Raw genomic sequence first — 12,530 nt, 5'->3', positions numbered from 1 at the left:
CGCCCGCGCCATGGCCCGTCATCACCGCCGCCGGCAGCATATCCAGCCCCTGCCCGCGATCCCGGCGGCCCACCAGATGTTCCAAGAACAGTGCCATCGCCCACTAAATCTGGATTGACCCGGCCTGTGACCCGTGGCTAACTGCGGGGGTCATGGTTGCCCTGGGGCCGACTCGGGGATGAAAAGGGAAGCCGGTGAAAAGCCGGCACTGCCCCCGCAGCTGTAAGCGGCGAGCGACGCTGGAATGCCACTGGAGCCCAGGCTCCGGGAAGGCCGGCCGAGCCGAGACCCGCAAGTCAGAAGACCTGCCATGGCGCGAAAGAACGAAACCGTGCGGCGGGCGCGGGGCTGGAACAGGGTCCGGTGGCATGTCCATCGGCCCGGCCCCCTCTTGCCGACAGAACAGAAGGAGCCGGGCCATGCCCATCACCGTTTACTCCAAGCCCGCCTGCGTGCAATGCACCGCCACCACGCGGGCGCTCGACGCGCGCGGCCTGGCTTATCGGCTGGTCGACCTGACCGAGGACGAGGCGGCGATGGAGCTGGTCGCCTCGCTGGGCTATCGTCAGGCCCCGGTGGTCGTCGCCGGCGATGCGCATTGGGCGGGCTTCCGGCCCGACATGATCGGCCGGCTGTCCTGACCGGCGCCATGGGCGGGCTGGTCTATTATTCCTCGGCCTCGGGGAACACCGCGCGCTTCGTCGCGCGGCTGGGGCTGGCGGCCGGGCGCATTCCGGTCTCGCCGCGCGACGCGCTGCCGCAGCCCGCGGCGCCCTATGTGCTGATCTGCCCGACCTATGCCGATGGCGAGGGACGCGGCGCGGTGCCGAAACAGGTGATCCGTTTTCTGAACGATCCCGCCCGCCGCGGCCTGCTGCGCGGCGTGATCGGCAGCGGCAACCGCAATTTCGGCACCGCCTTCGCCCTGTCGGCCAGGGTGATCGCCGCAAAATGCAACGTGCCCGTGCTTTACCGCTTCGAGCTGGCGGGCGACGACAATGATCTTTCCCGCGTCCGGGCGGGGCTTGAGAAATTCTGGGGGACGGAATGCTTGACGATGGCGTAAAGGCCGAGCTGGACTATCACGCGCTGAACGCGATGCTGAACCTTTACGACGGCGAGGGCCGCATCCGCTTCGACGCGGATCGCAAGGCCGCGCGGCAGTATTTCCTGCAGCATGTCAACCAGAACACCGTCTTCTTCCACTCGCTGGACGAGAAGCTGGGCTATCTGGTGGACGAGGGCTATTACGAGGCCGAAGTCTTGGAGCAGTATCCGCGCGAGTTCCTGCACCGGATCTGGGACGCGGCCTATGCGCGGAAGTTCCGCTTTCCGACCTTCCTGGGCGCCTTCAAGTATTATACCAGCTACACGCTGAAGACCCGCGACGGGCGGCGCTATCTGGAACGCTACGAGGACCGGGTGGTCATGGTCGCGCTGGCCTTGGCGCGCGGCGACCAGGATCTCGCCATGCGCTTCATGGAGGAAATCCTGTCGGGCCGCTTCCAGCCGGCGACGCCGACCTTCCTGAACGCCGGCAAGAAGTCGCGGGGCGAGCTGATCTCGTGCTTCCTCTTGCGGCTGGAGGACAACATGGAGAGCATCGGCCGCGGCATCAATTCGGCGCTGCAGCTTTCCAAGCGCGGCGGCGGCGTCGCCCTGATGCTGACCAACCTGCGCGAGGCCGGCGCGCCGATCAAGGGGATCGAGAACCAGTCCTCGGGCGTCATCCCGGTAATGAAACTGCTGGAGGACAGCTTTTCCTATGCCAACCAGCTGGGCGCGCGGCAGGGCGCGGGGGCGGTCTACCTGAACGCGCATCACCCCGACATCCTGCGCTTCCTCGACACCAAGCGCGAGAATGCCGACGAGAAGATCCGCATCAAGACGCTGTCGCTCGGCGTGGTCATCCCCGACGTGACCTTCGAGCTCGCCAAGCGCAACGAGGACATGTATCTGTTCTCGCCCCATGACGTGGAGCGGGTCTACGGCCTGCCCTTCTCGGAGATTTCCGTGACCGAGAAATATGCCGAGATGGTCGACGACAAGCGCATCAGGAAGAAGAAGATCAATGCCCGCGCCTTCTTCCAGACCCTGGCCGAGATCCAGTTCGAGAGCGGCTATCCCTATATCATGTTCGAGGACACGGTGAACCGCGCCAACCCGGTCGCCGGCCGCATCAGCATGTCGAACCTGTGCAGCGAGATCCTGCAGGTGAACGAGGCGAGCACGTTCAACGAAGATCTGAGCTATTCCCATTTAGGCACTGATATTTCATGCAATCTCGGCTCGCTGAACATCGCCGCGACCATGGACGGGCCGGATTTCGGCGCGACCGTCGAGATGGCGATCCGGGCGCTGACCGCGGTGTCGGAAATGTCGGCGATCGAGGCCGTGCCCTCGATCCGGCGCGGCAATGACGAGGCGCATGCCGTGGGCCTGGGCCAGATGAACCTGCACGGCTTCCTGGCGCGCGAGCGCATCCATTACGGCAGCCCCGAGGGGATCGAGTTCACCAGCGTCTATTTCGCCGCCGTCGCCTATCACGCCATCCGCGCCTCGAACGGGCTTGCGCAGGAAAAGGGCCGGACCTTCAAGGATTTCGAGACGTCGAAATATGCCGACGGCTCGTTCTTCGACAAATACGTCACGCGCGACTGGCTGCCCTCGCTGCCCGAGGTTGCGCGGGTCTTCGCGGGCATCAGCCTGCCCACCCGCGAGGATTGGGCCATGCTGCGGGAATCGGTGATGCGGCACGGGCTTTACAACCGTAACCTGCAGGCGGTGCCGCCGACGGGCTCGATCAGCTACATCAACAACTCGACCAGCTCGATCCACCCCATCGTCGCCAGGATCGAGATCCGCAAGGAAGGCAAGATCGGCCGGGTCTATTACCCCGCGCCCTTCATGGACAACGACAACCTGGACTATTACCGCGACGCCTACGAGATCGGCCCCGAGGCGATCATCGACACCTATGCGGCGGCGACCGAGCATGTCGACCAGGGCCTGTCGCTGACGCTGTTCTTCCCGGCCGAGGCCACCACGCGCGACATCAACCGCGCCCAGATCCATGCCTGGAAGAAAGGCATCAAGACGATCTATTACATCCGGCTGCGCCAGACCGCGCTGGAAGGCACCGAGGTGCAGGGCTGCGTCTCCTGCACGCTTTGAGGCGGGGGCTGTCTGCCCCCGCACCCCCGAGGATATTTGGACAAGAAAGAAAGGCTCTTCGGATGAAGGACCATGCGCAGCGGACGCCCCTGCGGGCGATCAACTGGAACCGGCTGGAGGACGAGAAGGATCTGGAGGTCTGGAACCGGCTGACGGTGAACTTCTGGCTGCCCGAGAAGGTGCCGCTGTCCAATGACGTGCAGAGCTGGGCCACGCTGCGCCCCGAGGAGCGCGAATTGACCATCCGCGTCTTTACCGGGCTGACGCTTCTGGACACGATCCAGAACACCCTGGGCGCACCGGCGATGATGCCCGATGCGCTGACCCCGCATGAGGAGGCGGTGCTGTCCAACATCGCCTTCATGGAGGCGGTGCATGCGCGGTCCTATTCCTCGATCTTCTCGACGCTGTGCCTGACGCCCGAGGTGGACGCGGCCTTTCGCTGGGCCGAGGAAAACCCGCATCTGCAGCAGAAGGCGCGGCTGGTGCTGGAGGAATACCAGGCCGGCTCGGACCCTCTGAAGCGCAAGATCGCCAGCGTGTTCCTGGAAAGCTTCCTGTTCTATTCCGGCTTCTACCTGCCGATGTACTGGTCGAGCCGCGCCAAGCTGACCAATACCGCCGACCTGATCCGCCTCATCATCCGCGACGAGGCTGTGCATGGCTATTACATCGGCTACAAGTACCAGCGCGGGCTGGAGCGGCTGGGCGAGGCCGAGCGCGCGGCGCTGAAGGATTTCGCCTTTTCGCAGATCTTCGATCTCTACGATATCGAGACGAAATACACCGCCGAGCTTTATGACGGCATCGGGCTGACCGAGGACGTCAAGGCCTTCCTGCATTACAACGCCAACAAGGCCTTGCAGAACCTGGGCTACGAGGCGCTGTTCCCGCCGCAGGCCTGCGAGGTCAACCCGGCGATCCTGGCCGCCCTGTCCCCTGACAGCGAGAACCACGATTTCTTCAGCGGCTCGGGGTCGAGCTATGTCATCGGCAAGGCGGTCGCGACCGAGGATGAGGACTGGGACTTCTAGGCGCGCGGGTTGCGCGCCAGCCGCTGCGCGATGGCCGAGCAGACCAGCAGCTGCGTCATGTGATAGATCATCACCGGCAGCACGGTAGCGCCCACCGTCGCCGCCGGGAAGATCGCCGTGGCGATGGGCAGCCCGCTGGCGAGGCTCTTGGTCGAGCCGCAGAAGAACAGCACCGCCTGGTCCTGGGGCGGCAGGCGGAACAGCCGCCCGGCGCCCACCATGCCCCCCATGACCAGGGCCAGCAGCAGCGCAGTGACCAGGAAGCACAGCACCAGCCCGGGCAGCGGGATCGCCGACCAGATGCCCGCGACGGTGCCGGCGCCGAAGGCGGAATAGACGATGAGCAGGATCGAGCCCCGGTCCACCACCATGGTCATGAGCCGGTGGCGCTGGACGAAGCCGCCGATCCAGCGCCGCAGCAATTGCCCTGCGACGAAGGGCAGCAGGATCTGCACCGCGATCTTCTGGATGGCGTCCAGGCTGGCGCCGCCGCCCTCCTGATGCAGAAGATGCGTGACCAGCAGCGGCGTCAGCACCACACCCACCAGGTTCGACAGCGAGGCGGCGCAGATCGCCGCCGGCACGTTGCCACCCGCGATCGAGGTGAAGGCGATCGAGCTTTGCACCGTCGAGGGCAGCACGGCCAGGAACAGCAGTCCCAGCGTCAGTTCAGGGCCCAGCACGCGGCCGAACAGGATGGCCAGCAGGATGCCCAGGGCCGGGAACAGCGCATAGGTGGCGCCGAAGGTCAGGCCCTGAAGCCGCAGGTTCAAGAGCCCCGCCCGGACCGAGGCCGGATCGAGCTTGGCGCCGTAGAGGAAGAACAGCAGCGTCACCGCCCAGAAGGTCGCACCGCGCAGGATCTCGGCCGCCATGCCGCGGGCGGGCAACAGCAGCCCCAGCAGCACCATGCCGATCAGCAGCAGCATGTAGGTGTCGATGCCGATCCGTTTCAATGCCTGCATGGTCTTCCCCGTCGCGCGTTCGCCCCTGTCTGATATACATCGGGGCCCGGCACAAGCCGCCGGCGGAATGCCATGACGCTTGCCCCGCTGGCAAAAAACGGTCACAGCAGGGTCATGCCCGACCAAACCGTTCCGACCATGCGCCCCGCTTTCGCCCCCTGGCTGTCCCGCAGCAATGACGTGACCTCGGTCTTCCTGGCGGCCGGCCAGGTGCCCGACCTGGTCAACCTTGCCGGCGGCCTGCCCGAGCCCTCGGTCTGGCCGGTCGCGGAACTGGCCGATCTTGCCGCCGAGGCGATCCGCAACCACCCGGACGAGACGCTGGGCTATGGCCCGATCCCCGGCCTGCCGGCGCTGCGCGACCTGATCGCCGCCCGCTTCTCGACCGAGGCGCTGCGGCTGTCGCGCGAGAACGTGCTGATCACCACCGGCGGCATGCAGGCGCTGGAGCTGATGGGCAAGGTGCTGCTGGAACCGGGCGGGACGGTCGCGGCGCAAAGCCCGGCCTATCTGGGGGCGCTGGACGCCTGGATGCCGCATGCGCCGCGCTATCGGCCCATGCGGATCGAAGGCAACGATTTCGACCCCCATGCCGCGCTGGCGGGGGCGCAATTCGCCTATACGGTGCCGAATTTTTCGAATCCCAGCGGCCGGCTGGTGGCACTGCCCGAGCGGCAGGCGCTGGTCGCCGCCGCCCATGCCACCGGCACCTGGCTGATCGAGGACGACCCCTATGGCGCGCTTTACTACGAAGGCGAGCCGCTGCCCCGGCTGCTCGAACTGTCGGCGGCCGAGCGGCCCGGCCCCTATGGCGGGCCGGTGGTCTACATGGGCTCGCTCTCCAAGGAACTGGCGCCGGGGCTGCGCATCGGCTGGGTGATCGCCGCCCCCGAGATGATCGTGGCGCTGGCCACCGCCAAGCAGGGCTCGGACATGTGCACCAGCGGCCTGTCGCAGATGCTGGCGCTGCGCGCGTTGCAGGCGGGGATCACCGACCGCATCCGCCCCGAGGTGCTGGCGATCTATCGCGCCCGGCGCGACGCGCTTTGCGCCGCCCTGCAGGCGCATCTGGCGGGCGAGCTGGACTGGCAGGTGCCGGTCGGCGGCATGTTCGTCTGGGCCACGGCGCGCGATCCGCGGCTGGATACCGACCGGCTGCTGCATCACGCGATGGCCGAGGGGGTCTGCATCTCGCCCTCCAGCGCCTTCGATCCCGAGGGGCTGGACCGCCGTTCGCTGCGGCTGAACTTTACCCTGAACCCGCCCGAGCGGCTGGAGGAGGGCTGCCGCCGCCTGGCCCGCGCCATCCGCGCCGCGCTGGCCGAGGCGGGCTGAAGCCGCCCGTCACACCGGCCAGACCATCAGGATCAGCGGCACGCCGGTCAGCACCACCAGCACCGACAGCGGCGCGCCCAGCCGGGCGTAATCGCCAAAGCGATAGCCGCCCGGCCCCATGACCAGCGTGTTGCACTGATGCCCGATGGGGGTCAGGAAGTCGCAGCCTGCCCCCACCGCCACCGCCATCAGGAAGGCATCGGGCCGATAGCCGAGTTCGCTGGCAAAGGTCGCCGCGATCGGCGCCATGACCAGCACGGTCGCGGCATTGTTCAGAAAGGGCGTGACCGCCATGGCCGCGACCAGGATCAGCGTCACCGCACCCCAGACCGGCAGGCCCATCGCCGCCTGCGACAGCCAGGCGCCCAGAAGCTCGGTCACGCCGGTCTTTTGCAGCGCCTCGCTGACCGGGATCAGCGCGCCCAGCATGACCAGGATCGGCCATTCGATGGCCTCGTAAGCCTCCTCGGCGCTGATCGTGCCGGTCAGGATCATCAGCACGGCGGCGGCGAAGAAGGCGATGGCGACAGGCACCAGCCCCGCCGCCGTCGCCGCCATGGCGACCGTCAGGATCAGCACCGGCAGCAATTGCTTGCGCACCCCGCCCAGCCGGATATGGCGCTCGGCCAGGGGCAAGAGACCCAGCACCCGCATCCGCTCGGGCAGGCGGTCGATCGGCCCCTGCACCAGCAGCACGTCGCCCGCCGCCAGCACCGTCTGGCTGAGCCGCTGGGTCATGCGATGCCCGGCGCGCGAGATGGCGATCAGGTTCACGCCATGCTGGTCGAAAAGCGCGATCCGCCCCACGCTTTGCCCCACCAGCAGCGAGGCGGGCGCGATCACCGCCTCGATCACACCGATTTGGTCGGCAGGCAGGCCCTCCTCGGCGGCCGCATCCTGCCGGGTCAGTTCCATGCCCAGCTTGGTCACGGCGCGTTCCAACGCATTCGGCTCGCCGCGCAGAAGCAGCGTGTCGCCGACGCGGATCACCGTGTCGGGCAGTGTCACCGCGCGACGGACGTCGCCCCGGATCAGCCCGGTGACGGCCACCTCGCCATCGACGGCGCCCAGATAGTCGCCCACCGTCATGCCGACGATATCGGCGCCCTCGGGGACGGTGGCTTCGGTGTGATAGTCGCTGATGTTCACCGCCTCGCTCAGCGAGGCCGTGGCACGGCGGTCGCGCGGCAGCAGCCGATGGGCGAAAAGCAGAAAGACCAGCCCCACCAGCGACAACCCGAGGCCGACCGGCGCATAGTCGAACATGGTGAAGGGCTGGCCCGTCATCTGCTCGCGCACCCGCGAGACGATGATGTTGGGCGAGGTGCCGACCAGCGTGATCAGCCCACCCAGGAGCGAGCCGAAGGCCATCGGCATCAGATAGGCCGAGGGCGAATGCCCCGAGCGCCGCGCCATCTTCAGCGCGGCGGGCATCAGCATGGCCAGCGCGCCGATGTTCTTGACCAGCGCCGACAGGCCCGTGACCGAGCCGACCAGCACCAGCAGCTGCCAGCGCAGGGCCCGCAACCGCCCGAGCAGCCGGCGTATCACCGCCTCGATCACGCCCGAGCGCGAGATGCCGGCGCTGACCACCAGCGCGCTGCCGACGATGATGACGATATCGTCGCTGAAGCCGCGGAACGCCTCGTCCGGCTTGACCGTGCCCGCCACCAGCGAGGCCAGCAGCGCGATCATCGCCACCACGTCGTAGCGCAGCCGCCCCCAGACGAACAGCACCATCATCGCGCAAAGGATCAGCACGGCCAGGAGCTGCGGCATGGCCATGTGGCTTGACCCTCCCTTTCGTCGGATACGCTATCCAATGCCGCAGGCCGGCGGGCGGTTCCGCGGCAGGACAGGTTGTCGCGGCCGCCCGGCGGCACCGGATTGGCGCTTGACAGCCCTTGCCCGGCTGCGGCAATGCAGGGCCGCTACGGTTCCGGCGGATCTGCGCCGGATCAAAAGGGAACACCGGTGCGCCCATGGGCCGCGATGCGGCCGGGGCAAGGCCGGGGCTGCCCCCGCAACTGTAAGCGGTGAGCGACGGTCGAACGTGCCACTGGGATCTCCTGGGAAGGCCGGCCCGAGCAGCGATCCGCGAGCCAGGAGACCTGCCGTGGCGATCACCCATTTCCGGCGCGGGGCGCGTCTGGAAAGCGGCCGTTCCGCAGAGGTGACGATCACCGTCCTGCGGTCGGGCCTGCCAGCCTTTCCACAGGGCATTTCTGCAAATCGCGGGCCGAACGCCCGCGTTGGAAAGGCTTTGGAATGTTCAGAACCCCGCTTTCGCTGCTGGCCACAACCGCCGCCGTACTGCCCGCCGCCCTGTTGCCCTGTGCCGCCACGGGCCAGCAGGTCCAGGACCAGGTCGTGCTTGACACCCTGGTCCTGTCCGCCGGCCTGTCGCCGGTGGCCGAAAGCGCCTATGGCCGCGCCCATACCGTGCTGACCAGCGAAGACCTGCAAAGCCGCCGGGTCATCACCGTCCAGGACGCTTTGCGCACGGTCCCCGGACTTTCCGTCACCTCGACCGGCGAAACGGTGGCCAAGATCCGCATCCGCGGCGGCGAATCCAATCACGTGCTGGTGCTGATCGACGGGGTCGAGGCCAATTCCCCCGGCAACGGCGACTATATCTTCAGCGGCATGCTGGCCGAGGACATCGAGCGCATCGAGGTGCTGCGCGGCCCGCAATCCGCCATCTACGGCGCCAATGCCGCATCCGGCGTCATCTCGATCACCACCCGTCGCGCCTCTGCGCAGGGGCCGGGCTATGGCGGCACGGTCGAGATCGGCGGGTTGGACACCCGCACCGCCAGCGCCTTTGTGCAGGCGGGGGACGGGCGCGGCAGCATCAGCCTGTCCGCGGTGGCGCGCCGCACCGATGGCGAGGACGAATCGCGCAGCCCCGGCGGGGATACCGAGTTCAACCGGCAGCGCGTGCTGGGCCTGAACGGCTCATATGATCTGACCGAAAGCGCGACCGTCGGTTTCACGCTTAGGCGCATCTGGCAGGAATACGGTTATGACCGGGCCGTCTCTTTCGTGGATTCGCCCGACGACTATATCGTCGACGCACCGCTGACCGCCGACCGGGACGAAACCTATGGTTCGCTGTGGCTGGAAGGCGAAGCTTTCGGCGGCAGGCTGCTCAACCGCTTTGCCGTCTCTGGCGCCAACCAGAACACGGCGCATTTCAACGGCGGCCTGCCGGATTACAGCGACGCCTCGCGGCTGCGGAACTTCAAATATACCGGCAGTTGGGCGCTGGATGGCGGCAATGCCCGCGATGCCGCGCAAAAGCTGAATGTGGCGGTGCAGAAGAAACGCGAGATCTACGAGAACTCCTTTGCATCGGGCGGCCGGTACGAGCGCGACACGAAATCGGCCTCTCTGGAATATCAGGGACAGTTCGACAACGGGATCGGCGTCCAGGCCGGCATGCGGCGCGATTTCAACGACGATTTCCGCCATGCGACCACCTGGAACATCGCCGCGGCATGGCAGGTGCCCGGCCGCGACCTGCGTCTGCGCGCAGCGGCCGGCAAAGCCATCGTCAATCCCACCATGTTCGAACTTTATGGCTATGCGCCGGGCAGCTATGACGGCAATGCCGATCTGACGCCCGAAACCAGCCGCAGCCAGGAAATCGGCGCCGACTGGAACTTTGCCGCGGGGCGGGGCGCGCTGGGAGTGACGCTTTTCACCAGCAAGGTCGAGGATATGATCATCGGGACCGGCAACACGTCGCAAAACCTTGACGGCACCAGCAAGCGCAAGGGGTTCGAGGCCGACCTGGAATATGAAGCGACCGACTGGCTTCGGCTGGGCGCGACCTATACCTACACGGATGCCCGCACAGAGGACGACCAGCCCGTCGTGCGCCAGCCCCGCCACCTGCTTGGCCTGCGCGCGACGGCCGATATTGCGCAGGGGCGCGGTTCGGTCACAGCCGATCTGCGCTATGCCGGCAGCAGTTACGACGCGGAATGGTTCAGGAACTACAGCCCGCCGACCACCGAATTGCCCGATTACGTCACCGTCAACCTGGCCGCCGGCTATGACCTGACCGAAAACCTGCGCCTGACAGGCCGCGTGGTGAACCTGTTCGACCGGGACTATTCCGAATCCTGGGGCTATTACGGTCAGGGCCGCACCCTTTACGCCGGCCTGACGGCGAAATGGTAAGGCGGCTCGGCCTTGTCGCCGGCCTTCTGGCCGGCCTGATCCTGCCGGGATTTTTCCAGCCCGCCGCGGCCGAGCCGCCGCGCCGGGTGCTGTCGATGAACCTCTGCACCGACCAGCTGGCGATGATGCTGGCGGCGCCGGGCCAGCTGGTCTCGGTCTCCTATCTGGCGCAGGATCCGACCGCCTCGGCCATGGCGGATCAGGCGGCGCGGCTGCCTGTCAACCACGGCCTGGCCGAGGAAATCTTCCTGATGCGGCCCGATCTGGTGCTGGCCGGGGCATGGTCCACGCCCGAGACCATCCGGCTGCTCAAGCGCCTGGAGATCCCGGTCGAGATGTTCCCGATCGAAACCGACATCGCCGGCATCCGCGCCAATATCCGCCGTATGGGCGAGGTGCTGGGGCGCGAGGCCCAGGCCCAAGCGATGCTGGCGCGTTTCGACGCCGACCTGGCGCGGCTGGCCGATGCGCCGCCGGGGCCGCGGCCGCGCGCGGCGCTTTACATGGCCAACGGCTACAGTTCCGGCCGCGACAGCCTGGCCGGGCAGATCGTGGATCTGGCCGGATTCGACAATATCGCCGATGAACTCGGCCTGCCGGCAGGCGGGACGCTGGCGCTGGAATCGCTGCTGCTTGCCGATCCCGACCTGCTGATCGAGGGCCGCCGCTACGACGGCCATGCCCGCGCGCAGGAGATGCTGGACCACCCGGCGCTGAAGGCGCTGAGCCGGGGCAGGCCGGCCGAGGTCATCTCGGACCCCGACTGGATCTGCGGCACTCCCTTCATCCTGCGTGCCGTGGCGGGGCTGCGCGACGCGCGGCTGGCCCTGCGGGACGCGCCATGAACCGGCAGGGCCTGCTTTTCGCCGGGCTTTCCGCGCTGGTCGCGGCGCTGTTCCTGGCCTCGCTGCTGACCGGCCCGGCCGGCATCGGTCCCGGTGAAAGCCTGGCCGCGCTGTTTCGCGGCGGCGACGACCTGCTGGCGTTGGTGATGCGCGAATTGCGCCTGCCGCGCGCCATCCTGGGGCTGATGGTCGGGGCGGCGCTGGGAATGGCGGGTGCGGTGCTGCAAGGCTTCCTGCGCAACCCGCTGGCCGAGCCGGGGCTGATCGGCACCAGCGCCTCGGCCGCGCTGGGGGCGGTGCTGGCGATCCAGACCGGGCTTTCCGCCGCCTTTCCCCTGGGCCTGCCGCTGGCGGCGCTGGCGGGCGCGGCGCTGTCGGTGCTGCTGGTGCTGATGCTTGCCGGGCCGCGCGGCGGCACGCTGGCGCTGATCCTGGCCGGCATCGCCATCTCGGCGCTGGCGGGGGCCGCGACCTCGCTGGTGCTGAACCTGTCGCCCAATCCCTTTGCCATCAATGAGATCGTGTTCTGGATGATGGGCTCGCTGGCTGACCGTTCGATGCTGCATGTCTGGATCGCGGCACCCTTCATGCTGCTGGGCTTCGCCCTGCTCTGGCCCATGCGCCCCGCGCTCGAGGCCCTGACGCTGGGCGAGGACGCGGCGGCCTCCAGCGGTGTGCACCTGGGCCGGCTGCGGCTGATGCTGGTCGCGGGCATCGCGGCGCTGATCGGCGGCGCCACGGCGGTCGCCGGCACGGTGGGCTTCGTCGGGCTGGTGGTGCCGCATGTGCTGCGCCGTGCCGTCGGCGCCAGCCCGGCACGGCTGGTCCCGGCGGCGGCGCTGGGGGGCGCGGCCACGGTGCTGGCCGCCGACATCGCGGTGCGCTGGCTGGCACCGGGTCGCGACCTGAAGCTCGGGGTGCTCACGGCGCTGGTCGGCGCACCCTTCTTCCTGCACCTGATCCTGAAAACCCGGCGCGAGGGGCTGTGA

Annotated in this window: 10 protein-coding genes and 2 riboswitches; of the genes, 8 read left to right on the top strand and 2 right to left on the bottom strand. The window is 67.8% G+C overall.

The window, feature by feature from the left end:
- Positions 1–136 precede the first annotated feature (136 nt).
- Positions 137–328: riboswitch (cobalamin riboswitch) on the top strand.
- 91 nt (positions 329–419) lie between these two features.
- The 4 genes from nrdH (at position 420) to nrdF (ending at position 4,208) form a co-directional block, all read left to right on the top strand.
- Positions 420–641 (top strand): glutaredoxin-like protein NrdH, encoded by a 222-nt coding sequence (gene nrdH, locus ACDP63_RS00905; protein ID WP_024842578.1) that lies wholly within the window; start codon positions 420–422, stop codon positions 639–641.
- A gap of 8 nt (positions 642–649) precedes the next feature.
- Positions 650–1,066: a class Ib ribonucleoside-diphosphate reductase assembly flavoprotein NrdI gene (nrdI, locus tag ACDP63_RS00900; protein ID WP_024842577.1), complete on the top strand. Its 417-nt coding sequence runs from the start codon at positions 650–652 to the stop codon at positions 1,064–1,066.
- Positions 1,048–3,174 (top strand): class 1b ribonucleoside-diphosphate reductase subunit alpha, encoded by a 2,127-nt coding sequence (nrdE, locus tag ACDP63_RS00895; protein WP_024842576.1) that lies wholly within the window; start codon positions 1,048–1,050, stop codon positions 3,172–3,174. The genes nrdI and nrdE overlap by 19 nt, the downstream gene beginning before the upstream one ends.
- A 62-nt stretch (positions 3,175–3,236) precedes the next feature.
- Entirely contained in the window at positions 3,237–4,208 is a 972-nt protein-coding gene (gene nrdF / locus ACDP63_RS00890) for a class 1b ribonucleoside-diphosphate reductase subunit beta (protein ID WP_024842575.1), read from the top strand.
- Here the strand turns inward: nrdF and ACDP63_RS00885 are convergent.
- Complete coding sequence (locus ACDP63_RS00885) at positions 4,205–5,173, bottom strand: bile acid:sodium symporter family protein (protein WP_024842574.1); 969 nt, start codon at positions 5,171–5,173, stop codon at positions 4,205–4,207. The two genes, nrdF and ACDP63_RS00885, sit on opposite strands and share 4 nt — an antisense overlap.
- 114 nt (positions 5,174–5,287) lie before the next feature.
- On the opposite strand from ACDP63_RS00885, the gene ACDP63_RS00880 reads away from it, so the two are divergent.
- Positions 5,288–6,508, top strand: coding sequence for a PLP-dependent aminotransferase family protein (locus ACDP63_RS00880; RefSeq protein WP_409927630.1), 1,221 nt, complete (start codon positions 5,288–5,290; stop codon positions 6,506–6,508).
- A gap of 9 nt (positions 6,509–6,517) precedes the next feature.
- Here ACDP63_RS00880 and ACDP63_RS00875 read toward each other — a convergent pair whose 3' ends face one another.
- The gene (locus tag ACDP63_RS00875) at positions 6,518–8,293 is read right to left on the bottom strand and encodes an SLC13 family permease (protein WP_024842572.1); all 1,776 of its coding nucleotides are present in this window, start codon (positions 8,291–8,293) and stop codon (positions 6,518–6,520) included.
- A 132-nt stretch (positions 8,294–8,425) separates the two neighbouring features.
- Positions 8,426–8,642: riboswitch (cobalamin riboswitch) on the top strand.
- A 134-nt stretch (positions 8,643–8,776) separates the two neighbouring features.
- On the opposite strand from ACDP63_RS00875, the gene ACDP63_RS00870 reads away from it, so the two are divergent.
- Genes ACDP63_RS00870 through ACDP63_RS00860 form a run of 3 tightly spaced genes read left to right on the top strand, consistent with a single transcriptional unit; the run spans position 8,777 to position 12,530 of the window.
- The gene (locus tag ACDP63_RS00870) at positions 8,777–10,696 is read left to right on the top strand and encodes a TonB-dependent receptor plug domain-containing protein (RefSeq protein ID WP_024842571.1); all 1,920 of its coding nucleotides are present in this window, start codon (positions 8,777–8,779) and stop codon (positions 10,694–10,696) included.
- Positions 10,690–11,541 carry an ABC transporter substrate-binding protein gene (locus ACDP63_RS00865; RefSeq protein ID WP_024842570.1) on the top strand — a complete coding sequence of 284 codons (852 nt, stop codon included), beginning with the start codon at positions 10,690–10,692 and terminating at the stop codon, positions 11,539–11,541. Before ACDP63_RS00870 ends, ACDP63_RS00865 begins: the two co-directional genes overlap by 7 nt.
- Positions 11,538–12,530, top strand: a complete 993-nt coding sequence (locus ACDP63_RS00860) for a FecCD family ABC transporter permease (RefSeq protein ID WP_024842569.1) — start codon at positions 11,538–11,540, stop codon at positions 12,528–12,530. Before ACDP63_RS00865 ends, ACDP63_RS00860 begins: the two co-directional genes overlap by 4 nt.

This window comes from Paracoccus sp. P2 (assembly GCF_046335115.1).
GTDB classification, from domain to species: Bacteria; Pseudomonadota; Alphaproteobacteria; order Rhodobacterales; family Rhodobacteraceae; genus Paracoccus; species Paracoccus pantotrophus.
The sequence above is the reverse complement of the archived record's forward strand: the minus strand, read 5'-3'. Positions and strand labels throughout refer to the sequence as shown.